The sequence below is a fragment of the Streptomyces sp. NBC_00286 genome (genome assembly GCF_036173125.1).
Classification (GTDB): Bacteria; Actinomycetota; Actinomycetes; order Streptomycetales; family Streptomycetaceae; genus Streptomyces.
In genome coordinates this window covers 9,132,237-9,158,852 of the sequence record NZ_CP108054.1, presented here as the reverse complement: position 1 = coordinate 9,158,852, position 26,616 = coordinate 9,132,237, and the positions used below count along the sequence as shown (strand labels likewise).

Annotated in this window: 21 protein-coding genes; 11 read left to right on the top strand and 10 right to left on the bottom strand. The window is 69.3% G+C overall.

The window, feature by feature from the left end:
- Positions 1-77: 77 nt before the first annotated feature.
- The 6 genes from OHT21_RS41295 to OHT21_RS41270 all read right to left on the bottom strand — a co-directional run bounded on the left by OHT21_RS41295 (position 78) and on the right by OHT21_RS41270 (position 6,689).
- The gene (locus OHT21_RS41295; RefSeq protein WP_328773360.1) at positions 78-1,502 is read right to left on the bottom strand and encodes a BNR repeat-containing protein; all 1,425 of its coding nucleotides are present in this window, start codon (positions 1,500-1,502) and stop codon (positions 78-80) included.
- Between the two features lie 69 nt (positions 1,503-1,571).
- Positions 1,572-1,892: an L-rhamnose mutarotase gene (locus OHT21_RS41290; protein ID WP_328773359.1), complete on the bottom strand. Its 321-nt coding sequence runs from the start codon at positions 1,890-1,892 to the stop codon at positions 1,572-1,574.
- A gap of 17 nt (positions 1,893-1,909) precedes the next feature.
- Positions 1,910-2,995, bottom strand: coding sequence for a rhamnose ABC transporter substrate-binding protein (gene rhaS, locus OHT21_RS41285; protein WP_328773358.1), 1,086 nt, complete (start codon positions 2,993-2,995; stop codon positions 1,910-1,912).
- A 139-nt stretch (positions 2,996-3,134) separates the two neighbouring features.
- A complete protein-coding gene (locus tag OHT21_RS41280; RefSeq protein WP_328773357.1) occupies positions 3,135-4,145 on the bottom strand; it encodes an ABC transporter permease in 1,011 nt (336 codons plus the stop codon).
- A complete protein-coding gene (locus OHT21_RS41275; protein ID WP_328773356.1) occupies positions 4,138-5,175 on the bottom strand; it encodes an ABC transporter permease in 1,038 nt (345 codons plus the stop codon). The genes OHT21_RS41280 and OHT21_RS41275 overlap by 8 nt, the downstream gene beginning before the upstream one ends.
- Positions 5,172-6,689 (bottom strand): sugar ABC transporter ATP-binding protein, encoded by a 1,518-nt coding sequence (locus OHT21_RS41270; RefSeq protein ID WP_328773355.1) that lies wholly within the window; start codon positions 6,687-6,689, stop codon positions 5,172-5,174. The genes OHT21_RS41275 and OHT21_RS41270 overlap by 4 nt, the downstream gene beginning before the upstream one ends.
- 273 nt (positions 6,690-6,962) lie before the next feature.
- Here OHT21_RS41270 and rhaI point away from each other — a divergent pair, with 273 nt between their 5' ends.
- From rhaI to OHT21_RS41230, 8 genes are all read left to right on the top strand, one after another.
- Positions 6,963-8,132: an L-rhamnose isomerase gene (gene rhaI / locus OHT21_RS41265; protein ID WP_328773354.1), complete on the top strand. Its 1,170-nt coding sequence runs from the start codon at positions 6,963-6,965 to the stop codon at positions 8,130-8,132.
- A 231-nt stretch (positions 8,133-8,363) separates the two neighbouring features.
- Complete coding sequence (locus OHT21_RS41260) at positions 8,364-10,403, top strand: bifunctional aldolase/short-chain dehydrogenase (protein WP_328773353.1); 2,040 nt, start codon at positions 8,364-8,366, stop codon at positions 10,401-10,403.
- A gap of 8 nt (positions 10,404-10,411) precedes the next feature.
- Positions 10,412-11,887 (top strand): rhamnulokinase, encoded by a 1,476-nt coding sequence (locus tag OHT21_RS41255; protein ID WP_328773352.1) that lies wholly within the window; start codon positions 10,412-10,414, stop codon positions 11,885-11,887.
- A gap of 97 nt (positions 11,888-11,984) precedes the next feature.
- Entirely contained in the window at positions 11,985-12,740 is a 756-nt protein-coding gene (locus OHT21_RS41250) for a (Fe-S)-binding protein (protein WP_328773351.1), read from the top strand.
- Positions 12,741-12,780: 40 nt separating this feature from the next.
- Positions 12,781-14,259: a LutB/LldF family L-lactate oxidation iron-sulfur protein gene (locus OHT21_RS41245; RefSeq protein WP_328773350.1), complete on the top strand. Its 1,479-nt coding sequence runs from the start codon at positions 12,781-12,783 to the stop codon at positions 14,257-14,259.
- Entirely contained in the window at positions 14,256-14,918 is a 663-nt protein-coding gene (locus OHT21_RS41240; RefSeq protein ID WP_328773349.1) for a LutC/YkgG family protein, read from the top strand. The genes OHT21_RS41245 and OHT21_RS41240 overlap by 4 nt, the downstream gene beginning before the upstream one ends.
- 116 nt (positions 14,919-15,034) lie before the next feature.
- Complete coding sequence (locus OHT21_RS41235; RefSeq protein ID WP_328773348.1) at positions 15,035-15,343, top strand: hypothetical protein; 309 nt, start codon at positions 15,035-15,037, stop codon at positions 15,341-15,343.
- Between the two features lie 150 nt (positions 15,344-15,493).
- On the top strand, positions 15,494-16,294 hold the full coding sequence (locus OHT21_RS41230; protein WP_328773347.1) for an SAM-dependent methyltransferase: 801 nt from the start codon (positions 15,494-15,496) through the stop codon (positions 16,292-16,294).
- Positions 16,295-16,335: 41 nt separating this feature from the next.
- Here OHT21_RS41230 and OHT21_RS41225 read toward each other — a convergent pair whose 3' ends face one another.
- Both OHT21_RS41225 and OHT21_RS41220 read right to left on the bottom strand, forming a co-directional pair.
- Entirely contained in the window at positions 16,336-17,436 is a 1,101-nt protein-coding gene (locus OHT21_RS41225; RefSeq protein WP_328773346.1) for a sugar ABC transporter substrate-binding protein, read from the bottom strand.
- Positions 17,433-19,955, bottom strand: a complete 2,523-nt coding sequence (locus tag OHT21_RS41220; protein WP_328773345.1) for a SpoIIE family protein phosphatase — start codon at positions 19,953-19,955, stop codon at positions 17,433-17,435. The genes OHT21_RS41225 and OHT21_RS41220 overlap by 4 nt, the downstream gene beginning before the upstream one ends.
- 378 nt (positions 19,956-20,333) lie before the next feature.
- On the opposite strand from OHT21_RS41220, the gene OHT21_RS41215 reads away from it, so the two are divergent.
- From OHT21_RS41215 to OHT21_RS41205, 3 genes are all read left to right on the top strand, one after another.
- Positions 20,334-21,416, top strand: coding sequence for a sugar ABC transporter substrate-binding protein (locus OHT21_RS41215; RefSeq protein ID WP_328773344.1), 1,083 nt, complete (start codon positions 20,334-20,336; stop codon positions 21,414-21,416).
- Positions 21,417-21,479: 63 nt separating this feature from the next.
- Positions 21,480-22,262 carry an ATP-binding cassette domain-containing protein gene (locus OHT21_RS41210; RefSeq protein ID WP_328773343.1) on the top strand — a complete coding sequence of 261 codons (783 nt, stop codon included), beginning with the start codon at positions 21,480-21,482 and terminating at the stop codon, positions 22,260-22,262.
- A 5-nt stretch (positions 22,263-22,267) separates the two neighbouring features.
- Entirely contained in the window at positions 22,268-23,542 is a 1,275-nt protein-coding gene (locus tag OHT21_RS41205) for a sugar ABC transporter permease (protein WP_443050557.1), read from the top strand.
- Positions 23,543-23,590: 48 nt separating this feature from the next.
- Here OHT21_RS41205 and OHT21_RS41200 read toward each other — a convergent pair whose 3' ends face one another.
- Complete coding sequence (locus OHT21_RS41200) at positions 23,591-24,556, bottom strand: pirin family protein (protein ID WP_328773341.1); 966 nt, start codon at positions 24,554-24,556, stop codon at positions 23,591-23,593.
- 29 nt (positions 24,557-24,585) lie between these two features.
- On the bottom strand, positions 24,586-26,595 hold the full coding sequence (locus OHT21_RS41195) for a zinc ribbon domain-containing protein (RefSeq protein WP_328773340.1): 2,010 nt from the start codon (positions 26,593-26,595) through the stop codon (positions 24,586-24,588).
- Between the last annotated feature and the right edge of the window lie 21 nt (positions 26,596-26,616).

The window sequence follows — 26,616 nt, the reverse complement described above, 5'->3', positions numbered from 1 at the left end:
GGCAGGAACCTCCAGGGTGACAAGGGGCGGCGGGCAGGCCCTCACATTACCGGCGTGCCCACCGCCATGAGCTGCGCTCACGCGGGCAGCCGGAAGTCGACGACATGGAGCGCCGAGGGCGTCGTACCGCTGGACTTCTCCTGGTACATGACCGACAGGACGCCGTCCTGCGCGATCCGCATCTCGTCGATCACGACCTCGCCGAAGGCGTTCAGCCCGGCGCCGTCGAACAGGATTCTCCAGTCGGTGTGTCCGGAGGCCACCGAGGCACCGGCGATCCGGCCGAACGGGAAGATCGCGTACGCGTTGTTGTACTTGTCCATGACCAGCTTGGTGCGCTGGCTGGAGTCCAGGGGCACCGGGATCTCGGTCTTCGCCCAGGCGCCGGAGGAGCTCTTGCGGACGAGGAAGGCGCGGCCGTTGGCGGTCCGGTTGGCGACGTAGTTCGTGGTGCACTGGCCGAAGCGGCCCGGTACGTAGCTGATGATGGCGTGCGGGCGGCCCGCCGAGTCGGTGAACTGGCTCTCCTGGTTCATCAGCGAGTGGTCGGGGTTGAGCGGGTCCACGACCAGTCCGGCGTCGTTGACGGAGACCCGGTCCGAGCCGCCGGTGGTGCCGACGACGGCGCCCGCGTTGTTGCGCCAGGTGCGGCCGCGGTCGTCGGAGTAGACGTAGCCGGTGTCGTGGTTGGTGATGCCACCGCTGTTGCACATCACGGAGTTGCTCTGCTCACGCCAGGTGAACATGGAGTGCAGACGCCCGTTGCGGTCGTAGTCGATGCCGTGCAGATACATGTTGCGGGCCGTGCTGGAGCCGTGCTCGCTGCTGTAGGTGCCGGTGGAGCTGGTCCACTCGCCGAGGTTGGTCCACCTGGTGCCGTCGTACTCGGCGAGGGCGTTGCGGCCGTTGCCGGAGATGCCGACGCGGTAGCTCAGCTGGAGGCGGCCCTCGGGCGTCGAGATGAACTGCGGGTACGTGAACTGCGAGGTGAGCGCCAGTCCGTCGAGCGTGGACTGCGGGGTGCCGAAGCGGCTCGCGGTCCAGCTCAGCCCGGCGGGGTTGTCGAGGAGCCCAGCCACCGACTTGACGTAGGTGAAGCCGTCGCTGTGCGAGTCCATGTTGAGGTGCAGCCGGCCGTCGGTCTTCGAGACGCCCATGGAGATCACGTTGTGGGAGTCGTTGTAGCGCAGGGTGTGGCCGACCTTGACGGTGGACCAGGTGCTCGAGCCGAGCGCGCGGCGGCCGACGACGGCGTTGCGGTCGGCGGTGTACCAGGCGGCGTACTGGTAGCCCTTGTACGTGAACAGGCCGTTCTTCTGGAACGAGTTGTTGTTGACCAGACCGTTGTACGACACGAAGAAGATGGCCTGAGCGTCGAGTCGGCTGCTGCCGATGCGGGTGACCGAGGGGCCGGGGTCGGCGGCCCGTGCGGCACCGGCGCCGATGACCGGGCCGGCCACGGCACTGAGGATGGTGCCGGCCAGCAGCGTACGTCTTCTCATCTCGGAGGACTCCTTTGTCGGGCGAGATCGGGAACTGCAACGGGGGCGAGAGGTGTCATGCGGGTCGGGTCAGGCGAGGTGGAACACCTCGGTGAGCGGTTTCATGGCCTCGTCGGGGCGGGCGCCGTCCAGCGACTCGAAGAACGGCGCCATCTCCGCCTGCCAGCGGGCGTTGACCTCGGCGGCCTCCATACCGGCCACCGAGGCCTCGAAGTCCTCGGTCTCCAGATAGCCGACGAGCAGGCCGTCCTCGCGCAGGAAGAGCGAGTAGTTGTGCCAGCCGGTGGCCGAGAGAGCTTCGAGCATCTCCGGCCACACGGCGGCGTGCCGCTCGCGGTACTCGGCGATCCGGTCCTTGCGGACCTTCAGCAGAAAGCACACGCGCTGCATCAAGGACCCTCCGGGGCCTAGAAGTTGAAGTCGTCGATGTTCTTGGCGTCGAACACGGTCGGCTTGCCGAGGTTGATCACGCCGTCCTTGCCGATGGTGTACTCGCCCATGTCACCGGCGGTGAACTTCTCGCCCTCCTTGCCGGTGATCTGGCCCGAGGCCAGCGCCACGGACGTACGCGCGGCCAGCTCGCCGAGCTCCGCCGGGTTCCACAGCTCGAACGCCTCGACGGTGCCGTTCTTGACGTACTTGCGCATGTCGTTCGGGGTGCCGAGGCCGGTCAGCTTGACCTTGCCCTTGTACTTGGAGCCCGACAGGTACTGGGCGGCCGCCTTGATGCCGACGGTGGTCGGGGAGATGATCCCCTTCAGGTTCGGGTACTCCTGGAGCAGGCCCTGGGTCTGCTGGAAGGACTTCTGGGCGTCGTCGTCACCGTAGGCGATCTTGACGAGCTTCATGTCCTTGTACTTGGGATCCTTGAGCTCGTCCTCCATGAAGTCGATCCAGATGTTCTGGTTCGTCGCCGTCTGCGCGGCGGACAGGATCGCGATCTCGCCCTTGTAGCCGATCTGTTCGGCGAGCAGCTGCACCTCGGTACGGCCCAGGTCCTCGGCGCTGGCCTGCGAGACGAAGGCGTTGCGGCAGTCGGGCTTGGTGTCGGAGTCGTAGGTGACGACCTTGATGTCGTTGCTCATGGCCTGCTTGAGCGCGGTGCACAGGGCGCCCGGGTCCTGCGCGGACACGGCCATCGCGTCGACCTGCTGCTGAGTGAGCGTGTTCACGTACGACACCTGTCCTGCGGTGTCGGTGGCGCTGCTCGGGCCGACCTCCTTGTACTTGGAGCCCAGCTCCTTGAGGGCCGCCTCGCCGCCCTTGTCGGCGGTGGTGAAGTACGGGTTGTTGACCTGCTTGGGCAGGAACCCGACGGTCAGGCCCTTCTTCAGTTCGGCGTTCGGGTCGGCCTTGCCGGCGGAGGCGGCGGCGCCGCCCTCCTTGCTGACGTCTTCCTTGGTGGTGCCGCCGCCGCAGGCGGTGGCGGCGAGGGCGAGCGAGGTGACGGCGGCGAGCGCGACGGCGCTGCGGCGGATCGATGACTTACGCATGACGGTGTGTCCCTTTGAACGGAGGGTGAGTGGGTGCGCCCCGAAGGGGCGCGGGGCGGTGTCGATTTGCGGCTCCGCCGCGCGGGCGCGACCAGCCACAACGGATCCGCAGTTTTCGAATGGCCTTTCAGCGGAGCGCTTACGTCGGAGTGGGGGCCTTGGAGACAGGCGCTGAGGCCGCTTTTCGGCCCGCCCTCGCGATGGAGATCTGCCGTGCGACCCGGGGGCCGAGCACGGAGACGACGAGCAGTACGCCGGTGACGACGATCTGCGACTGGGCGGAGACGTCCTGGATGCTCATCACGTTCTGCAGCGCGCCGAGCAGGAAGACTCCCGCGATCGCGCCGCCGAGCGTGCCCTTGCCTCCGTCGAAGTCGATGCCGCCGAGCAACACGGCGGCCACGACGGAGAGTTCGAGGCCCGTGGCGTTGTCGTAGCGGGCGCTGGCGTAGTGCAGCGCCCAGAAGATGCCGGTGAGCGAGGCCATCAGGCCGGTCAGGGTGAACAGGATCAGTTTCTGCCGCCTCACACGGAGGCCTGCGAACCGTGCGGCCTCCTCGTTCGCGCCGATCGCGAAGAGCGAGCGCCCGAACGGGGTGGCATGCAACGCGACCACGGCGATCGCGAGCAGCACGAGGAAGGGGAAGAAGGCGTACGGGATGAAGGTGTCCCCGATGCGTCCGGACGCGAAGTCCAGGTACTGGGTGGGGAAGTCGGTCACCGCGTCCGAGCCGAGCACGATCTGTGCGATGCCCCGGTAGGCGGCGAGGGTGCCGATGGTGACGGCGAGGGAGGGCAGCCCGAGGCGGGTCACCAGCAGGCCGTTGATCAGCCCGCAGACCACGCCGAGCAGCAGGCAGATCGGGATGATCGTCTCGATGGTCATGCCCTGGTTCCACAGCGCCCCCATCACGGCACCGGACAGACCGGCCGTGGAGGCGACCGAGAGGTCGATCTCGCCGGACACCACGAGCAGTGTCATCGGCAGGGCGATCAGCGCGATCGGCAGGGTGTTGCCGATCAGGAACGACAGGTTGAGGGCGTTGCCGAAGCCGTCGACGGTGGTGAAGGACAGCAGCAGTACGACGATGAGGAGGGCGCCGACAACCGTGTCCCAGCGGACGGCGCGCCCGAGCAGCGAGTCAGCCATGGCGGGCGTTCCTCTTCTTCAGGGCGGACGCCACGCGCAGGGCGACGATGCGGTCGACCGCGATGGCGAGGATGAGCAGGATGCCGTTGATGGCGAGCACCCAGACGGAGCTGACGCCGAGGGCTGGCAGCACGCTGTTGATGGAGGTAAGGAGCAGGGCGCCAAGAGCAGCCCCGTAGACGCTGCCGGAGCCACCGGTGAAGACGACGCCACCGACCACCACCGCGCTGACGACGGTGAGTTCGTAGCCGGTGCCGGTGCCGGAGTCGACATTGCCGAACCGGGCCAGGTACAGCGCGCCGGCGAGACCCGTGAGGGCTCCGCAGAAGGTGTACGCGACCAGGATCCGCTTGCGTACCTGGATGCCGGCCAGCCGGGCGGCCTCCGGGTTGGAGCCGAGCGCGTACAGCTCGCGTCCGCTGCCGAAGTGCTTGAGGTAGTAGGCGGTGGCGATCAGTACGGCCAGCGCGATCAGGGCGAGATAGGGCACCGCCCAGATTCCGCCGGAGCCGAAGTCCGCGAATCCGTCGGGGAGGTCGGCCGCCGTGATCTGCCGTGAGCCGACCCAGATCGAGTCGATGCCGCGGATGATGTAGAGCGTGCCGAGGGTGACGACGAGGGCGGGCACCTGGCCGAGGCTGACGAGCAGTCCGTTCAGCAGCCCGATGCCGACACCGAGCAGGACGGCCAGGAAGATGGCCACGACGGAGTTGCCGCCGCCCTGGAGGTACGTACCGGCGGCGAAGGCGCTGATGCCGAGGGTCGAGCCGACCGACAGGTCGACGTTCCGGGTGATCACGACCAGGGACTGGCCGGTGGCCACCAGCATCAGGATCGTCGCGTTCAGCAGCAGGTCCTTGATGCCCTGCTCGGACAGGAACTCGCTGTTGCCCGCCTGGGTGACGGCGATCATCACCAGGAAGACGACCAGGATGGCGAGTTCGCGCATCTTGAAGACCCGGTCGACAAGTCGCGTACCGCTCGACTTCTCCACTTCGGCGGGGGGCGCGGGGGGTGCGGTCACCGTCATGCGGCGGCCCTCCCCGTGGCTGCGGCCATCACGGTTTCCTCGGTGGCTTCGGTGCGGGGGATCTCGGCGGTGATCCGGCCCTCGTGCATCACGAGCACGCGGTCGGCCATGCCGAGAATTTCGGGCAGGTCGGAGGAGATCATCAGGACGGCGACCCCGTCGGCGGCCAACTCGCTGAGCAGCCGGTGCACTTCGGCCTTCGTACCGACGTCGATGCCGCGCGTCGGCTCATCGACGATCAGTACCTTCGGGCCGGTGGCGAGCCACTTGGCGAGGACGACCTTCTGCTGGTTGCCGCCGGACAGCGTGTTGACGGTGTCGGCGATGCGGGCGTACTTGACCTGGAGCTTGACGGCCCAGTCGAGGGAGCGGCTGCGCTCGGCGCCGCGGTCCATGAGGCCCGCCTTCACGGTCGTACGCAGCCCGGTGAGCCCGATGTTGCGCTCGATCGACATGTCCATCACGAGGCCCTGGGCCCGCCGGTCCTCGGGGACGAGGGCGAGCCCGGCGGCCATGGCGGTGGACGGCGCGCCGTTGGTCAGCGCCTTGCCGTCGATCTCGACCTCGCCGGCGTCCCACCGGTCGACACCGAAGACGGCTCGCGCCACCTCCGTACGACCGGCTCCGACGAGCCCGGCGAGTCCGACGATCTCGCCGCGCCGGACGTCGAAGGAGACGTCGGTGAAGACGCCCTCGCGGGTCAACCGGCGGACGCTGAGCGCCACTTCGCCCGCCCGCACCTCCTGCTTGGGGTACAGCTCTTCGAGATCGCGGCCGACCATGCGACGTACGAGATCGTCCTCGGTCATGCCGTCCAGCAACTCGCTGGAGATCAGGGCGCCGTCGCGCAGGGTGGTGACCCGCCGGCAGATCTGGAAGATCTCCTCAAGGCGGTGCGATATGAACAGCACCGCGGCGCCTTGTTCGCGCAGGGTACGGACGACCCCGAAGAGACGGGCCACCTCGCTGCCGGTGAGGGCGGCGGTCGGCTCGTCCATGATCAGGACGCGGGCGTCGAAGGAGAGCGCCTTGGCGATCTCGACGATCTGCTGGTCGGCGATGGACAGTCCGCGTGCGGGGCGGTCGGGGTCGAGTTCGACACCGAGGCGCTGCATCAGGGCCAGCGTCGCGGTGTGCGTGGCCTTGTGGTCGATACGGCCGAGGGCTCGGCGGGGCTGGCGGCCCATGAAGATGTTCTCGGCGATCGACAGATCGGGGAAGAGCGTGGGCTCCTGGTAGATCACGGCGATGCCCGCGTCCCGGGCGTCGGCCGGACCGTGGAAGACGGTGGGCTCGCCGTCCAGCAGCACCTGGCCGGCGTCCGGTCGGTGCACCCCGGCGAGCGCCTTGATGAGGGTCGACTTGCCCGCGCCGTTCTCTCCGGCGAGGGCGTGCACCTCGCCGGGGAACAGCTCCAGGGACACGTCCCGCAGGGCGCGTACGGCGCCGAAGGACTTCGAGATGTCCTTGAGCGCCAGCACGGGGGCCGGACCCGTGTCGGACGGGTGGGTCATGAGGGGCTCCTCAGCGACGCGGGGCGGGGGCCTCACGACGTCGTGAAAGGTTTCAACTGGATTGCCGGGACGTTAGACAGGTCACGCAGGTCACGTCAATGGGTCCCGGACGAAAATTTCGATAGCCAGAGGTCACAACCGAGTCACGGAACGAAGTCCCTGCAAGAGGGCTTGACAGTCCTCCGGGTGACTCATAGCTTCGCGTTCTGAATCGTTTCAGACCGAAGCCCTTCAGAAGACGTCTTCCAGACCCGAAGTCACAGGAGTCCCGAAGTGACCGAGCTCGCCGCGGTGAAGGCCGCTCTCAAGACCCAGGCCGTAGAGACGCCGTCATGGGCGTACGGGAATTCCGGGACCCGCTTCAAGGTGTTCGCGCAGGCCGGAGTGCCGCGCAATCCCTTCGAGAAGCTGGACGACGCGGCGCAGGTGCACGCCTATACGGGCGTCGCGCCGACGGTGGCGCTGCACATCCCCTGGGACAAGGTCGACGGCTCCCATGGATACGCAGAGCTGGCCAAGTACGCGCAGGACCGCGGCGTGAAGCTCGGCACCATCAACTCCAACACCTTCCAGGACGACGACTACAAGCTCGGCAGCGTCTGCCACGCCGACCCGGCGGTGCGGCGCAAGGCCCTTGATCATCTGCTCGAGTGCGTCGACATCATGGACGCCACGGGGTCCAAGGACCTGAAGCTGTGGTTCGCAGACGGCACGAACTATCCCGGCCAGGACGACATCCGCGAGCGCCAGGACCGGCTCGCGGAGGCGCTGGCCGCGGTGTACGAGCGGCTTGGTGACGACCAGCGGATGCTGCTCGAGTACAAGTTCTTCGAGCCCGCCTTCTATACGACGGATGTGCCGGACTGGGGCACCGCGTATGCGCACTGCCTCAAGCTCGGGTCGAAGGCGCAGGTTGTGGTGGACACGGGGCACCATGCGCCCGGCACCAATATCGAGTTCATCGTGGCGACGCTGCTGCGGGAGGGGAAGCTCGGGGGGTTCGACTTCAACTCGCGGTTCTATGCCGATGATGACCTGATGGTGGGGGCGGCTGATCCGTTCCAGTTGTTCCGGATCATGTATGAGGTGATTCGGGGTGGGGGGTTCACGCCTGACGTTGCCTTCATGCTCGATCAGTGTCACAACATCGAGGCGAAGATTCCGGCGATCATTCGGTCGGTGATGAACGTGCAGGAGGCTACCGCGAAGGCCCTCCGGGTTGATCGCGAGGCTTTGGGTGCCGCCCAGCGGGACGGTGACGTTCTTGAGGCGAACGCTGTGCTTATGGATGCGTATAACACTGACGTGCGGCCGTTGCTTCGCGAGGTGCGCGAGGAGATGGGGTTGGACCCCGATCCCATGGGGGCGTACCGCCGGTCTGGGTGGGCGCAGAAGATCGCTGAGGAGCGGGTTGGTGGTCAGCAGGCCGGCTGGGGGGCCTGACCGGCTGGATCGCGTCTGCCGACTAAGGACCGTTGCAGGCTGCAGGCGGTACGTGGCTAGTCGCGCAGTTCCCCGCGCCCCTAACGGGGCGCCCCAGGCACCCCGCGCTCCACAGGACCCGGAGCAGGTCCGCACCACAGGACCCGGAGCAGGTCCTCTCCACAGGACCCGGTGCAGGTCCAAAGGACCCCGAGTACACGTACACACATCACCGAAGGACTGATCACACCCATGGCACCCCACCCCGAAGCCGATGCCCTCCTCTCCCGTTCTCACCGGCTCGGCGCCGACCCCCGTAACACCAACTACGCCGGCGGCAACGCCTCCGCCAAGGGCACCGACACCGACCCCGTGACCGGCGGTGACGTCGAGCTCATGTGGGTCAAGGGGTCTGGTGGCGATCTTGGCACTCTCACCGAATCGGGGCTGGCCGTTCTTCGGCTCGACCGGCTGCGGGCGCTCACCGAGGTGTACCCCGGCGTCGAGCGCGAGGACGAGATGGTTGCCGCGTTCGACTACTGCCTGCACGGGAAGGGCGGCGCGGCTCCCTCCATCGACACCGCCATGCACGGGCTCGTGGACTCGGCCCACGTCGACCACCTCCACCCCGACTCCGGTATCGCGCTCGCGTGTGCCGCCGACGGGGAGAAACTGACCGCCGAGTGCTTTGGGGACACGGTCGTGTGGGTGCCGTGGCGTCGGCCGGGCTTTCAGCTCGGGCTGGACATCGCGGCCGTGAAGGAGGCCAATCCTCAGGCCATCGGGTGCGTCCTCGGTGGGCACGGGATCACGGCTTGGGGGGCGACCTCCGAGGAGTGCGAGCGCAACTCGCTGCACATCATCCGTACCGCCGAGGCGTTCCTGGCCGAGCGCGGCAAGGACGAGCCGTTCGGGCCGGTGATCGAGGGCTACGCGGCTCTCGGCTCCGCCGAGCGGAAGGAGCGGGCGGCCGCGCTGGCGCCCGTCATCCGCGGTATCGCCTCGCAGGACCGGCCGCAGGTCGGGCACTTCACCGACTCCGAGGTGGTCCTCGACTTCCTCGCGAGCGCCGAGCACCCGCGTCTCGCGGCCCTCGGCACCTCCTGCCCCGACCACTTCCTCCGTACGAAGGTCAGGCCGCTCGTTCTCGACCTGCCGCCGACCGCTTCCGTCGACGAGTCGATCGCCCGCCTCAAGGAGCTGCACGCCGGCTACCGCGAGGAGTACGCCGCGTACTACGAGCGGCACGCCCAGCCCGACTCCCCCGCGATGCGCGGCGCCGACCCGGCGATCGTGCTCGTGCCCGGTGTCGGCATGTTCAGCTTCGGCAAGGACAAGCAGACCGCGCGGGTGGCCGGCGAGTTCTACGTCAACGCGATCAACGTGATGCGCGGAGCCGAGGCGGTCTCCACGTACGCGCCGATCGAGGAGTCGGAGAAGTTCCGTATCGAGTACTGGGCCCTTGAGGAGGCCAAGCTCCAGCGGATGCCGAAGCCCAAGCCGCTCGCGACGCGGGTCGCGCTGGTGACGGGTGCGGGCAGCGGGATCGGCAGGGCGATCGCGCAGCGGCTCGCGGCCGAGGGCGCGTGTGTCGTGGTCGCGGACCTGAACGCCGAGGGGGCCGCGCAGGTCGCCGAGGAGCTGGGCGGCCCCGACAAGGCCGTGTCCGTCACGGTCGACGTGACCTCCGAGGAGCAGATCGCCCAGGCCTTCAAGGCTGCGGTGCTCGCCTTCGGCGGCGTCGACCTCGTCGTCAACAACGCCGGTATCTCCATCTCCAAGCCTCTGCTCGAGACGACGGCGAAGGACTGGGATCTCCAGCACGACATCATGGCCCGCGGTTCGTTCCTCGTCTCGCGCGAGGCGGCCCGGGTGATGACCCAGCAGGGCCTGGGCGGCGACATCGTCTACATCGCCTCCAAGAACGCCGTCTTCGCGGGCCCCAACAACATCGCGTACTCGGCGACCAAGGCCGACCAGGCGCATCAAGTCCGGTTGCTGGCGGCCGAGTTGGGCGAGCACGGGATCCGCGTCAACGGCGTCAACCCGGACGGCGTGGTGCGCGGCTCGGGCATCTTCGCGGGCGGCTGGGGCGCACAGCGCGCCGCCACCTACGGGATCGAGGAGGAGAAGCTCGGCGAGTTCTACGCCCAGCGGACCATCCTCAAGCGCGAGGTTCTGCCGGAGCATGTAGCCAATGCCGTATTCGCCCTGACCGGTGGGGACCTGACCCACACCACGGGCCTGCATGTTCCCGTCGACGCCGGCGTCGCCGCCGCCTTCCTGCGATGACCGCTCCGATGACGGCTCCGATCTCGGCTCCGGTGAAGTCGTACGCGGCGGTCGACCTCGGTGCGTCCAGCGGGCGCGTCATGGTCGGCCGCGTCGGGCCGGACTCACTCGGCCTCACCGAGGCGCACCGCTTCCCGAACCGGCCGGTGCGCACCCCCGAGGGGCTGCGGTGGGACATCCTCTCGCTGTACGCCGGTGTCCTCGACGGGCTGCGTACGGCGGGGCAGGTGGCCGGGCGGGTCGACTCGGTCGGCATCGACAGCTGGGCCGTGGACTACGGGCTGCTGGACGCGGACGGGGCGCTGCTCGGCAACCCGGTGCACTATCGCGACCCTCGCACCGAGGGTGTCGCGGAGAAGGTGTGGGCGACGGTTCCGGCGGACGAGCTGTATGCGCGTACGGGCCTCCAGTACGCGCCGTTCAACACGCTGTACCAGTTGGCGGCGGCTCGTGAGTCGGCTCAACTGGCTCACGCCGAGCGTCTGTTGCTCATCCCGGACCTGCTGACGTACTGGCTCACGGGCGAGGCGGGCACGGAGCTCACCAACGCCTCGACGACCCAGCTGATCGACCCGCGCACCCGCGAGTGGGCCCACGATGTCGCCTCGCGCCTGGGCATCGACCTAGGGCTGTTCGCACCGCTGCGGCGGCCCGGAGATCCGGCGGGCCTCCTGCGCCCCGAGGTCCTGGAGGAGACCGGGCTGACCGGTCCGGTCCCGGTGACCACGGTCGGTTCGCACGACACGGCGTCCGCGGTCGCGGCCGTCCCGGCCACGGGCGGCGAGCGTTTCGCGTACATCTGCACGGGCACCTGGTCGCTCGCGGGCCTGGAGCTGGACGCGCCCGTGCTGACCGAGGCGAGTCGGGCGGCCAACTTCACCAATGAGCTGGGGCTCGACGGCACGGTCCGTTATCTCCGGAACATCATGGGGTTGTGGCTGCTCCAGGAGTGTCTACGGGCCTGGGGGGACCCGGAGTTGACCGAGTTGCTGCACGCGGCTGCCGACGTCCCGCCGCTCAGATCCATCGTGGACGCCGGGGACGCGGCGTTCCTGGCCCCCGGCCGGATGCCCGCACGGATCGCCGACGCGTGCCGGGACTCGGGCCAGCCCGTGCCCCAGTCCCCCGCCGAGATCACGCGCTGCATCCTCGACTCGCTCGCCCTCGCCCACCGCCGGGCGATCACCGAGGCCCAGGCCCTCGCCGACCACCCGGTCGACATCGTCCACATCGTCGGCGGCGGCACCCGCAACGCCCTGCTGTGCCAGCTGACGGCGGACGCCTGCGGCCTCCCGGTGGTGGCGGGTCCGGCGGAGGCCGCCGCCCTGGGCAACGTCCTCGTCCAGGCGCGGGCCGGCGGCCTGGTCGGCGACCGTACGGCGATGCGGCAACTCCTCGCCCGTACGCAGCCGTTGGAGCGATACGAACCGCGGGGTGACACGGCGGCGTGGCGCGCGGCGGAGGCCCGGCTCACCGCCCGGTGAGCCGGAATCGCCGAACGGAGCCCGGTGGGCCCCCTCCCCATCGGCGCGTCCACGTCGTAACCTCCACTCATCCGATGATCGATCCCAAGGAGCCGCGATGCGTGTCGCCCTGTTCCTGACCTGTGTCAACGACACGCTGTATCCGGAAACCGGCCGTGCCGTGGTGAAACTGCTGACCAGGCTGGGCGTCGACGTCGACTTCCCGATGGGCCAGACCTGTTGCGGGCAGGCGCACTACAACACCGGCTATCGCCACGAGGCCGAGCCACTGGCCCGGCATTTCTCCGATGTCTTCGGGGAGTACGAGGCGATCGTGACGCCCTCCGGCTCCTGTGGCGCGATGGTCCGGGAGCTGTATCCGCGCATGGGCGAGCGGGCGCGGGCGGAGGGCCGCGGCGACACCCTCGCGCGGACGCTCGCTCCGGTCGTGCCCAAGACGTACGAGCTCACGGAGTTCCTCGTGGACGTTCTGGGCGTGACCGACGTCGGCGCGTACTACCCGCACACCGTCACGTACCACCCGACCTGTCATGGTCTGCGCAGCCTGGGCCTCGGCGACCGTCCGCGCCGGCTCCTCCAGGCGGTCAAGGGCCTCGAGCTGAGGGAGCTTCCCGGCGCCGACGAATGCTGCGGCTTCGGCGGCACCTTCGCCGTGAAGAACTCCGATGTCTCGGCGGCGATGGGCGCCGACAAGGTCCGTAACGCCGCGTCGACGGGCGCGAACGCGCTGTGCGCCGCGGACAACTCCTGTCTGATGCACATCGGCGGCACGATGGCCCGCCTCAGAACGGAGATGCGGCCGGTGCACATCGCGGAGATCCTGGCGAGCACGGAAGAGGAGCCCCTGACATGACCCGTGGCATGAGCGGGAGCACCGTAGAGGAGTCGAGCGCATGAGCGGCACCTTCGTCGGCATGCCGTCCTTCCCGAAGGCCGCGCACGAAGCCGTCCACAACCAGACCCTGCGCGGCAACCTCCGCCACGCCACACACACGATCCGCGCCAAGCGTGCCAAGGCGGTCGCGGAGGTGTCCGACTGGGCGGAGCTGCGCGAGGCCGGCAAGCAGATCAAGGACCACACTCTCCGTCATCTCGACCGGTATCTCGTGCAGTTGGAGGAGTCGGTCACGGCGGCGGGCGGCATCGTGCACTGGGCGGCCGACGCCGACGAGGCGAACCGTATCGTCGCGGACCTGGTGAAGACGACCGGCGAGAGCGAGGTCGTGAAGGTCAAGTCCATGGCCACCCAGGAGATCGGCCTCAACGAGGCGCTGGAGGCCGAGGGCATCCACGCGTACGAGACCGATCTCGCCGAGCTCATCGTGCAGTTGGGCAAGGACCGGCCCTCGCACATCCTCGTCCCGGCGATCCACCGCAACCGCGGCGAGATCCGCGAGATCTTCGCCCGCGAGATGAGCGAGTGGGGCCGCCCGGCCCCCGAGGGGCTGACGGACACTCCCGCCGAACTCGCCGAGGCCGCCCGTCTGCACCTCCGCGAGAAGTTCCTGCGCGCCAAGGTCGGCATCTCCGGGGCCAACTTCATGGTCGCCGAGACGGGCACCATGGTCGTAGTCGAGTCCGAGGGCAACGGCCGTATGTGTCTGACCCTCCCCGAGACGCTGATCTCGGTCGTCGGCATCGAGAAGATCGTGCCGACCTGGCAGGACCTGGAGGTCTTCCTGCAGACGCTCCCCCGCTCCTCGACGGCCGAGCGCATGAACCCGTACACCTCCATGTGGACCGGCACCACCGACGGTGACGGCCCGAGCACCTTCCATCTGGTGCTCATCGACAACGGCCGCACCGACACGCTGGCCGACGAGGTCGGCCGCCAGGCCCTGCGCTGTATCCGCTGCTCGGCGTGTCTCAACGTCTGCCCGGTGTACGAGCGGGCGGGCGGCCATGCGTACGGCTCGGTGTACCCGGGCCCGATCGGCGCCATCCTCAGCCCTCAACTGAGGGGCACCGCAAGCGAGATCGACGCCTCGCTGCCGTACGCCTCCTCGTTGTGCGGCGCCTGCTACGAGGTGTGCCCGGTGGCGATCGACATCCCCGAGGTGCTGGTCCATCTCCGGGAGCGGGTCGTCGAGGGCGGTGCGGTGACCCGGGACGGCAACGAGGTCGTCCTCAAGCCCGCGAAGGGACACGCCGCCGAGCGGGCCGCGATGCGTGCGGCACGCTGGGCGTTCAAGCACCCGGGCGCCCTGCGCACCGGGCAGCGGCTGGCGTCGCGGAGCCGCCGCTTCCATCCCCGTTCGCTGCCCGGTCCGGGCGCGGCGTGGAGCGCGACCCGTGATCTTCCGACGATGCCGTCGGAACCGTTCCGCGACTGGTGGCAGCGTACGAACGGCGGAAAGGACACCGGCAAATGAGCACCAGGGATGTGGTCCTCGGCCGGGTGCGGCGCGCGATCGCGGACGTGCCACGCGGCAACACTCCGTACGAGCAGGCCGTTGACCGGGGTTATCTGCGCGAGCACGGGGACCGGAGTGTCGAGGAGACAGTCGATCTGCTCGCCGAGAATCTGGCGGACTACCGGGCGATAGTGCACCGCTGCGAGGCCGGCGAGCTGGCGGCGCTGATCGCCGGGCTGCTGGCCGGGCGGGGCTCGACGTCGGTGGCCGTGCCGCCGGGACTGGACGAGGCGTGGCTGGCGGAGACCGATGTCACGCGCGTGCCCGACCGCGGCGACAGCACGCCGCACGAGCTCGACCGGGTCGACAGCGTGATCACGGCGTGTGCCGTGGCGATCGCCGAGACCGGCACCATCGTGCTGGACGGCGGACCGGATCAGGGCCGCCGCCGGATCACGCTCGTCCCGGATCACCACATCTGTGTCGTACGCGTACCCGACCAGGTTGTGTCGTCGGTCCCGCAGGCTCTTCCGCGTCTCGACCCGGCACGTCCGCTGACCTGGATCTCCGGCCCTTCGGCGACCAGTGACATCGAGCTCGACCGGGTCGAGGGGGTGCACGGTCCGCGCACCCTCGAGGTGGTCCTCGTGAACGACCGCACTGTCGGCGGGAATTGAACGGATCGCGCCCGGGTTTCGTACGTCATGGAGACAACGGGGAGGCCGACAGTCATGGCTCATCGCCATGGCCCAGCCGACCGATCCGTTTGCCGTGCCAAGGAGGAACCCGACGGATGACCGCACACCGCCGCATCGCCGCCCTCGTCGGAGTGGCTCCGCTGCTGCTCACGGTGTGGGCCGCCTGCCCCGCCATCGCACAGGGGGCTCCGGAGGGCGCCACCCCCGGCAAGTCGTCCACGATCATCACCAGCACGTCCGCCGAGTCCCCGATCAGCGTCACCAGCGGGCACGGTGAGTCCGTGTCCTCCGAGGAATCCCTCGTAGAGGACCGTGCGAGTACGGCCCTGCCCCTCGTGGCGGGCGGCGCGGCGGGCGTGCTGATCACAGCGGGCGCGGCCTCCACCTTGCGGCGGCGTCGCTGACCAGTCACTGAGCCCGGCTACGGGCAGTCGCTGAGTTACGGAACTCCGTCAGCCGACTGTACGTTCTCCGGAAGATCACGCAAGCGATGACGTACGCCGCTCACCGGCTTAATCTTGGGCAGTACTTGCCGGCCAACTCGGAGATGCCCCATGCCTCATGACGTTCCGTTGATCAACAGCAACGTGCCGCACTCCGCGCGGATCTGGAACTACTGGCTCGGGGGCAAGGACTGCTACGAGATCGACCGCGAGGTCGGTGATCAGATCCGCGAGCTGAACCCGGAGATCGTCCAAATCGCCCGGGCCCAGCGGGCGTTCCTCAAGCGGACCGTCACCTATCTGGCCGGTGAGGTCGGTATACGCCAGTTCCTCGACGTCGGCACGGGACTGCCCACGTTCGACAACACCCATGAGGTCGCCCAGCGGATCAACCCCGAGGCGCGGATCGTGTACGTCGACCACGACCCCATCGTGCTGGCCCACGCCACGGCGCTGCTGACCAGCACTGCACAGGGCGCCACCGACTACATCGACGCCGACCTGCGCGACCCGGCGGCCATCCTGGAAGGCGCTTCCCGGACGCTGGACTTCGAGCAGCCGGTCGCGCTGATGCTGCTGGGTATCGCGGCCCACGTACCCGACGACAGTGCGTACGGCCTTGTCGAGCGGCTGGTGGACGTCCTGCCGTCCGGCAGTCACCTGGTGTTCTGCGACAGCACCGAGGTGTTCCATCCCAAGGAGATGCGCGCCATGGTCGAGCAGTGGAACCAGGCGAGCGACAACCCGCGCACCAACCGCAGCCCCGACCAGCTCGCCCGCTTCTTCGACGGCCTCGAACTCCTCGATCCCGGCCTGGTGTCCGTCGCCCAGTGGCGCCCCGTGGATGAGCCGGAGGGACCGGAGGAACCTCAGGAAGTCGACAGCTTCGGCGGGGTGGCACGCAAGCCGTAATCGCGGCTTCGCGCGGACGTCAGGTCCAAAGGCCTTCGGAGTCAGGGGGTAAGTCCGGCCCTGTCGCAGGCGGGCCGGAGTTCCGGGACGCAGATCTGGTCGATGGTGTACACGCCGTCCTTGACGAGTGTCTGCTGGATGTTGGCGACCGTCACGGAGCGCGGAGTGAGCAGGACGGACGGGATGTCCTTGGTCGTGGGGCTGTCGGTCGTCGTCGTGGCGAGTTCGCCGAGTCCCTCGCCGCGTCCCAGGGCGACGGCCATCGCGGCGGCGGCGTCGGCTTCCGCTTTGAAGGGCTTGTACACCGTCATGTACTGCTCGCCGTTGATGATCCGCCGTACGGCGTCGAGGTCGGCGTCCTGGCCGGTGATGGGAGGAAGCTCCCTGACATCGGCCTTCTTGAGAGCGGAGATGACGCCTGCGGCGATGGCGTCGTTGGCGGCCAGGACGCCGTCGATCCGGTCCGGGCCCAGAGCCGCGATGGCGGCGGACATATTGGCGTGGGCGTTCTCCGAGCTCCAGCCCAGGGTGTCGTACGACCTGCCGATCTTGACCTTGCCGGTGAGGACGGACAGCGTGCCCCGCCTGTACCAGGCGGCGTTGGGGCTGGTCGGGTCGCCGTTCATCATGACGACGGTCCGGCCGTTCGCCCTGTCGCCCATGGCCTTCATGAGCGCCTCGCCCTGGAGCCTGCCGACTTGCGCCCCGTCGAAACTGACATAGCCGGAGATCGGGCCTTCGGCGAGCCGGTCATACGCGACGACCGGTACACCCGCCGCCTTCGCCTCCTGGATCGAGGAACGGAGCGCCCTGGTGTCGGCGGCGTCGAGGATCAGGACCCCGACTCCCTTGGTGATCATGGACAGCACCTGTTGCCGCTGCCTCGCCGCGTCGTTCTCGGCATTGGCGTACTCCATGGTGCAGCCGGGACACAGCTCCTTCAGCCGCTTCTCGATCAGCGGCTTGTCGGAATGCTCCCAGCGGGGAACCGCCTTGCTCGGGAGCAGCAGGCCGACGCTGAAGCTGTCCGTGCCCGCCTCGTCGTCTCCTCCGCAGGCGGCCAGGGACGACATCGACAGGAGTCCCGCGAGGAGCGCCGCGATGACGTACCGCGTACGAGTCTTCCGCGTACGAGTCCTCATGGCGGGCCTTCCCTTCCGGGCCCCGAGTCCGCGAGGGCCGGCGCGTTCGGCGGCACAGTGATCTCGCTCCACACCTGCTTGCCGCCGGCCACCGGCACCGTGCCGAAGGACTCCGACACCGCTTCGACCAGCACCAGGCCTCGTCCGCCGGTGGCCTCCCAGTCCACGATCACCGGCTTGGCGGGCGCACGCGGCGAGGCGTCGCTCACGCTGACTCGTACCCGGCCCCCACGGAGCATCAGGTCGACGCGTACCGCCCCCTGGGTGTGCACCAGGGCATTGGTGACCAGCTCCGACACGACAAGCAGCACCGCGTCGGCCACTTCCTGGACCTGCCACCGGCGCAGCGTGCGGGACGTGAAACGGCGGGCGTGCATGACGGCGTCGGGCAGCCGCCACACCGTCCAACCGGCCCGTATCGGCCGGATCTCCATGCCGTCGTAGCGCAGCAGCAACAGGGCCACGTCGTCCTCACGACGGCCGATGTCGCCGAGGAGTTCGTCGGCCATCCGCCCCGGATCCGCCGGATCGGCCGCGGCGAACGCGGTCCGGGTACGGGCCATGCCCTCGTCCAGGGGCAGGTCTGAGGCCTCGACGAGTCCGTCGGTGACCAGGGCGAGCACCGCGCCGGGGGCGAGTGCGACCGCGGTGATGGGGAAATCCGCCTCCGCGAGAATGCCCAGCGGAGGGCCGCCCTCGACCTCCACCTCCTCGGTGCTGCCGTCGGGATGGCGTACCAGCGGTGAGAGGTGCCCGGCGCGGACGAACAGGATGTTGCCCTCCTCCAGGTCGAGTTCGGCATAGCAGCAGGTGGCGAACAGGTCGGTCTCCATGCCGACGAGGAGGCGGTTGGCGTGGGAGACGACCACATCGGGCGGGTGGCCCTCCACCGCGTATGCCCTGACGGCCGTACGCATCTGGCCCATGATCGTCGCGGCTCCGGCACTGTGGCCTTGTACGTCCCCGATGACCAGGGCCACGCGATCCTCGGAGAGGGCGATGACGTCGTACCAGTCACCGCCCACCTGCAGCCCGCGCCGGGCGGGCAGGTAGCGGGCGACGGCCGTGCCGCCGGGCAGTTCGGGGAGGCGCCGGGGCAGCAGGCTGCGCTGCAGCATCGTCGCGAGCTCCTGCTCGGCGTCGTACGCGTGCGCCCGCCTGAGGGCCTGCCCGACCAGCGCCGCGGTGGCGGTCAGCAGGGACCGCTCCTCGGGGACGAACTCGTGCGGCCGGTCCCAGCCGACCAGGCAGACACCGGCGACCCGGCCCTGGGCGGGGAGGGGCAGGACGGCGAGACCTCCGGCGCCGATGCCTGCGAGTCCGGGTTCGAGGGGGGTGCCGGCGGGCCACAGGTCGACACGTCCGTCGCGCAGGGCCACTTGCAGGGTGGGCAGGGCGCTGACCGGTGCGTCCGGCCATTCCGAGCGCCACTCGGATCGCCATGCCTCGGGCCAGGCGTCGGGCTCCGGCGGGTCGAGGACGGTGACCGCGAGCCGGTCGTCGTGCAGCTCGGCGAGCGCCACCCGGTCGGCGCCGAGCGGCTCGCGCAGTGCGGTGACCACGACTCGGCTGACGTCGCCGACGGTCGTGGCGTCATCGAGTGCGGCGGTCAGCCACTGGATCCTGGAGACGTCGTCGGCGGTCCGGCGCAGTACCGAGGTCGCCATGACCAGGCCCAGTACCTGCTCCGGCCGGTCGTCGGTGGCCGGAACCACCCTGCACATCAGACTCAGCCAGCGCATTTCGCCGGTGGGGCGGCGGACGCGGAACTCCAGCTCGCGTCGGCCGAAGGCCTGGCCCGACGGTTCCAGGACCGACATCATCGCGTGCATGTCCTCGGGGAGGACGTGCACGATCAGGGTGTCTGCCTTGCCGTCGAAGTCGTCCGGCGCGATCCCGACCAGCTCGAGCAGCGTCTCATCCGCGTCGATCAGGCCGGTGTCCGGCACCAGGACGAAGGTGCCCAGGCGCAGACTCCGCAGGGCGGGAGTCAGGAGCGACGACGGCGCGGGCCGGCCGCTTCCGGCCTGGAGTACGCCGGCGACCGCGTCGGCGTATCGCTCCAGGAAGGTCCGTTGCTCGGCCTCGAAGCTGTCCGCGGGATGCCCCACGACGACGAGACAGCCCAGTCGCCTGGCCCCTGCCCTCAGGGGCAGCGCACCCAGCGACGTCTCCGCTCGTGTCGGCGTCGGTCCGCCCTCGGAGTAGGAGGCGAGTGCGGCGGGGTTCAGCCATAGCGGCCGGTCGGTGCGGAAGGCGTGCGCCGCGGCTGAGCCGCCGGACAGGGGCAGCCGCTCCGGCAGCCCGTACTGGGAAGCGGCGCCTCCGGCCGCTTCCACCAGCACAAGCTCTTCGGCAGCGGGCACATAGACCGCAGCCAGCGCCGCACCGGCGAACGTCAGCGCCCGGTCACTCACGGCGGCCTCTGGCACCGGAGGCGGAGAACCGGTGTCCGCGGCGCCGGACTCGGATGCCCGCAGCTCCGTGACTCCGGCCCGGGCACGGCCGTCATGAGGCATCTTTCGCATCTACCTCCCGTCCATGCCGCAGGCACCGACAAGACCGGGGCACCCACTACAAGAATCGCACACAGGGACTAAACGGACAGATCTCCTTGATTGGGCACTTGACTGGGTGCTTGACCTGGTGCTTGATCGGCATCTGCGCCGGGCATCCATGGCCGACGACGCCGTGCGATCGCGGATCACCACCGCCGGTGTCACACTGACGACGTGGCCGTCTGCCGCTTCCACGCCCCCACCGCACTCGCATCCCGGCACCGGGTGTACGCGCGCCGCTTCCCCACGCGCACCCCGTCGAAGGGCTGAAGGCCGGTCGCGCGTGATCCGTGAGCGCCCCCTCACCACGCTCGGTGCAGGACAAGGGAGGTCTCTCACATGAAGGCCTGCATACGGGACGCGGCCCTCGCCTTGACCGCCGTCTCGACGGCCGTCGTTCTCACGGCATGCGGGGGTGCCGGGACCGACTCCGACGAGGGGAGACCAGAGATCGGTCTGCTGCTGCCGGCCGCCACCACGGAGCGCTGGGAGGCCCAGGACAGGCCGTTGTTCGAGAAGAAGGTCCAGGAGCTGTGCGCCGACTGCACGGTCGAGCACGGCAACGCCGAGAACGCCGTGGCTGTCCAGCGGCAGCAGATGGACTCGATGATCACCAAGGGGGTCGACGCCATCGTGCTGGTCGCCGTGGACGCCAGATCGCTCGGCGCCGCGGTCAGAAAGGCGGATGAAGCGGGTATCCCGGTCATCGCCTACGACCGTCTCGCCGAGGGCCCGGTCTCCGGCTACGTCTCCTTCGACAACGAGGAGGTCGGCAGGCAGCAGGGCAGGGCACTGCTGAACGCCATGGGCGACAGGGTGCCCGGCGGCCAGATCGTCATGATGAACGGCGATCCCAGCGACCCCAACGCGGCGGCGTTCAAGAGGGGCGCGCTGTCCGTGCTCGAGGGGAAGGTGAAGATCGGCAAGGCGTACGACACACACCAGTGGAGGACGGAGACCGCGAACATGCACATGTCCAACGCCATCTCCGCCCTCGGTGCCGACAACATCGACGGGGTCTACTCGGCCAACGACGGCCTCGCCGCCGGTGTCATCTCCGCCCTCAAGGCGAACAAGGTCAGCCCGCTGCCGCCCGTCACCGGGCAGGACGCCGAACTCGGAGCCTTGCGGCGTATGGTCGCCGGCGATCAGTACATGACCGTCTACAAGCCTTTCGGTCCCGAGGCTTCCGCCGGCGCCGAAATGGCCGTGGCCGCGGCCCGCGGTGAAAGCCTCGACCACGTCGCCAAGAGCACGGTGAAGACCAGCGGCGGGGACACCGTACCGGCAGTCCTGCTCACCCCCGTCTCCGTGACCGTCGGCACCATCAAGGACACCGTGGTGAAGGACCGCGTGTTCACGGTCCAGCAGATCTGCACCCCCCAGCTCGAGGCCGCCTGCAAGAGGGCGGGGCTGACCTGACAGACCGGTCCGAGGAGCCGCCCTGGCAGGCCGGTTCCGACGAGGTCCCGGCCCCGGAAGGAGATGGTTCGCGTGCCGGCTCCCCCGTTGCTGGCGCTGCACGGTGTGTGCAAGCGCTTCGGCGTCGTCGAGGTCCTCACCGACATCGAGCTGGAGATACGCGCGGGCCAGGTGGTCGCTCTTCTCGGCGACACAGGGGCCGGCAAGTCCACCCTGGTCAAACTGATCTCCGGGGTCCTACCCGCGGACAAGGGCGTCATCGAGTGGGAGGGCGCGACGGTCCAGATCAGGCGCCCGCACGACGCCCGGGACCTCGGTATCGCCACCGTCTACCAGGACCTCGCGCTGTGCGGGAACCTCGATGTCGTAGGCAATCTGTTCCTCGGACGGGAGCTCCGCAGGTTCGGGTTCCTCGACGAGATGGAGATGGAGCGCCGCACCAGGCACCTGCTGGAACGCCTGACGAAGGGGGTGCCGGATCTGCGCGCTCCCGTCGTCTCGCTGACCGGCGACCAGCGGCAGACGGTCGCGATCGCCCGCTCGCTCCTCGGCGACCCGCGGGTCCTGCTCCTGGACGAACCGACCGCGGCTCTGGGAATCGACCAGGCCAACGAGGTCCTGAACATCGTCGACGAGCTGCGTGACCGCGGCAAGGGAGTGCTGCTCATCAGCCACAACCTGGGCGATGTCAAAGCTCTGGCGGACCGGGCCGCCGTGCTGCGGCTCGGCCGCAACAACGGTTTCTTCGACGTGAACACCGCCCCTCAGGAAACGATCCTCTCTTCCATCACCGGCGCCACGGAAAACGTGCCGCGCCGGATGGCCGCCCGGGATGCGGGGTGGTGAAAGGGATGCGCGACATGGCGGACAACGACACGCGGGCCGAACCCGCCGCACCCCCCTCCGACACTCGTCGGCCACACCGCGGGCGGTCCGTCGCCCGGGCCGTGGAGAGCTGGGCCGCCGCCTTCCGGCGCAGGCTGAGCGCCGGTGAAGTGGGCTCGCTCCCCGTCGTCCTCGTCCTCGCCGCGGTCTGGATCACCTTCCAGTCCCTCAACGAGAACTTCCTCTCACCCCGGAACCTGTCCAATCTCAGCGTGGACATCGTGGGCACGGGTCTGATCGCGGTCGGTCTCGTCTTCGTGCTGCTGCTCGGTGAGCTCGATCTCTCGGTCGGCTCGATCAGCGCCCTCGCGGCGGCCGTCTTCGCCGTTCTGAACGTGAACAACGGCGTGCCGGAGTGGCTGGCCCTCATCGTCGGAGTCCTCGCGGGCACCGTGGCGGGAACCGTTCAGGGCTTCTCCTTCGCCAGGACCCGGGTGCCGGCGTTCGTCGTCACCCTCGCCGGGCTGCTCACCTGGAACGGCCTCATGCTCTACATCCTCGGGACCAGCGGCACCGTCAACCTCGACGAGAACGGGCTCGTCGCCAAGCTGACCAGCCATTACTTCACCAACGACGCCGCCGCCTACGGCCTCGCGGCGGTCGCCGTGGGTCTCGTCTTCCTCGTGTCCTATCTGGACAGGCGGCGCCGCAAGGCCGCCGGCATGCCGCACCGCTCGCTCCGGGAAACAGCGGTGCGTACGGGAGTCCTCGCGGTGATCGCGTTCGTCTCCGCCTATCTGCTCAACCGGTTCCAGGGGCTGCCGCTGGCCCTGCTGATCTTCCTCGTGGTGGTGGCCGGCCTCGACGTCGTTCTCCGCCGCACGCACTACGGGCGGCAGGTCTACGCGCTCGGCGGCGGTGTCGAGGCGGCCCGTCGCGCCAGCCTCAGTGTGGCGCGGGTGCGGACCGCGGTGCTCGCGGTCTCGGGCACCATGGCCGCGGTCGGCGGCCTGTTCCTGGCCTCGCGCATCACGTCGGTGAGCCAGGGTTCAGGCTCGAGCATCCTGCTGCTCAATGCCATCGCAGCAGCCGTCATCGGTGGCACCAGCCTGTTCGGAGGACGGGGTACGACCTGGTCAGCGGTGCTCGGCATGCTGGTCATCCAGTCGATCGCCTCGGGCATGGCCATCACGGACACCCCCGCCGCCGTCCAGTTCATGATCACGGGCGGGGTGCTCTTCGCCGCGGTGGTCCTCGACTCACTGTCACGCCGCACGCAGGAGGCACATGGGCGCGCTTGACGCGTGTCCCAGTCCGGCTCCCCGCTCAGCCCTCGGTCGGCTTCCGGTTCAGCGCACCCTTCCCCGCGGCTTCAGCGGCACCGGCGGCAGTTCGGGCGCGGTCAGCGGATCGCCGTCGTACCCCTTCACCTCACCGAAGCGCGAACCCGCCATCCAGTCCGAGCGGGCCTGCTCGATCTCGGCCTGCGTCCGCCCGATGAAGTTCCACCACATGATCAACTCCTCCTCGAAGGGCTCGCCGCCGAGAAGCATCAGCCCCGCGTCCGACTCGGCGCCCAGAGGCAGTTCGGAGCGCCCGCAGCCGAGGTAGAGCATCGAGCCGGGCACCAGTGGCACGCCGTCCACGTGGACCTCGCCGGACATGGACAGGACGGCGTACTCGAAGTCGGGCTCCAGCGGCAGTCGTACGTCACTGCCGTGGTCGAGCGCGAGATCGGCACCGACGATCGGGCTGTACGTCGTCCCGGGCGAGGCGGCGCCATCGACCGAGCCGAGGATCAGCGTGGCTCTGAGACCGGGGGCGGTGACGACGGGCAGCTCGGCGTGGTGCTCGAAGAGCGGTTCGGTGTGGCGGTGGGTGTCGGGCAGCGCCACCCACAGCTGCGCGCCATGCAAAAAGCGCGCGTGCGAACGCGGGCTCTCCTCGGAGTGACTGATGGCCCGCCCGGACGTCATCAGCCCGAGTTCGCGCGGGCGGATCGCCTGAAGGCTGCCGGTGGAGTCACGATGCAGCACCTCACCCTCGTGCAACCAGCTGACGGTCTGCAGTCCCATATGCGGATGCGGCGGCACCTGCATACCCGGCTCGTCGGCGATGTCATCGGGCCCGTAATGATCGACAAAGCACCAGGCGCCCACCATGCGCCGCCCGAGGTTGGGCAACAACCGCCGAACTTCACTGGACTCGCCAAGCTTGACCTTGCGCGGACTGAGGAGCTCCCGCACCGGCTCGGCCACCACAAACCCACGGCCGCCGCAGAGAGCGGGAACTGCCTCGCGATCAAGATTGCTCATGCCGCTCAACCTAAGACTTGTGCCGCTATTCACCAAGGGGGGAGTTGCGGAATGCAGCCGAGGCGAGGGGCGGGCGCTCCAGCGTGGTCACGCACGGGGCGTCGCTCATCTGGGGTTGCTCGGTCCCGCCGTGCGGCGGTTCGGTGAGCAGAGGTCACCCGTTGCCGGGGGACTGCCACGCGACCAGCACCCCGAGGGGTGTTCTGGCACGGTGTGGTTGACTCACACAGGGCCTCTTCCAGCCCTTCTCCGAAGGTGATCTGTGCGTGCCGCGACTGGGCGGAGTCCAGGGTCGCGGTCTTGGGGTCGTCCGGGTCGGCCAGGTCAACGAAGGCGGCCAGTGCAGCCGACACGAGGTCCCGCTTGCCGACGAGCCCGCACGCGATGCACTTGTGCTCACGGTCCCGCAGCGTCTTGGTGACGCGCTCACCGCAGAGGCAGTGCTGAGACAGTGCGGTGGACCAGGTGGACGCCCGTACGAGCCTGCCGCCCGTCGCCTGGCATTCGATCTCCAGAGCCTTGGTGAGCATGCCGGGCGTGGTCTGGGACAGGCGCTTGCCCCACAGTCGGTACCAGGCGCGGATGTCGCAGTCCTCGACCGTGAGATGCGGCCCGTGGACGGCGATGATCTCTCGGGCCACGGCGCGGGCGCGGTGGCGTCGGTGCTCGGCGGCCGATGCGGCGGCTTCGGCCTGGCGGGCGCGCAGCTCCCGGTAGTTGGCCGACAGCCGGTCACGGCGGAACGCCTGCTTCGGCACCCGGTCCTTACGGGCGTCGCGGGCGCCGCCGGGAACCGTGACGGTCTTCTCCAGCAGGCCCTTTGTGGCGCGGCGCTCCGCCCTGCGGGCCTGCCGCTTGGACATGCCGTACTGCGCGGCGTTGGTGGCGCGGCGCGACCGCTCCAGCGCCCGGGCCCGACCCCTGCGCTTCTTCGCCGCCTTCTCCAGCCGCGCCCGCTCCTCCTCGGTCAGCACGATCTCGGAGGACTCCGGGACACCTTCGGCGGGGTCCAGCGACGCGGGGAAGGAGACCACGGAGAGGTTGGAGACGTTGCCGTCCACCCCGCCGATCCGATCCAGCGCGGCGGCCTGTCGGCGCATCTGCTGGACGGCCGGGGAGGCGTAGCCGGGGCCGAGCACCATCAGGTGCGCCTCATACGCCCAGCCGCCCGGCGCGGACGCCTTGCGGCGGCGCACGAGGTCCACCTTGTGCCAGCGGCCGGGGCCGGCGAGGAAGTGCTGTACGCGGTCCCACTGGCCCGGCCCCTGGGGGATGCGGACGGGGAGTACGAGGTCACCACGGGCGCTGGCGGGGCCTCCGGTGAATACCAGGGCAAGCGGCCCCGTGTGGTCCCACCAGGTGGCCTTGCGCATCGCGGGCTTGCCCGACGCGGTGGTCTTCCCGGTGGGTACCTTGCCGTCCGGCAGACTCGGCTTGGGCATCCGGCGCGGCTGCCGTAGGTCGTGCTGGCCGCTGTCGGTGTAGGCCGTGGCGTGGCCGTGGAGGGTGCCGACGAGGCGGAAGGTCTCCCACTTGTTCGCGGTGGTGTGCGAGCGGGCGCGGCCGGGGATGCGGGTGAAGTCGTGCCACCGGCCCACCTTCGGACGCCCGTGACGCTTGCCAGTGGTGTCGGCGAACAGGTGCCGGGAGACGCCGTTCCACACCTCGTCCGCGATGTGCATGGCCAGGGCCTTCGAGGCGTGGTGCTTGAGGTGCCCGGCGTCCTCCAGGTGCTTGTACGCGCAGCGCTCCAGGCCCTCACGGGACAGGCCGAGGCGCTGGCGCACGGACTTCGCCCCATCGCGGTCGCGCTCGTGCTTGGCAGCCCAGTAGGCATCGACCTTGGCGCGGGCATCGCGCTGGACGGCCCGCTTGATCGACCACGTTGCGCCGAACAGCTTCTCCAGCCGGTCAAGGTCGGCGGGGTCGGTGACGGCCAGCGGCAGCGCGATCACCGACACCATCCCGTCGTTGGGCTTGGTCCACTTCGGGGCCTTGTTCTTCCCCCGGAACTTCCGTTGCGGCTGGGCATGCTGCATGACCGTCACCTCCCCTCAAGA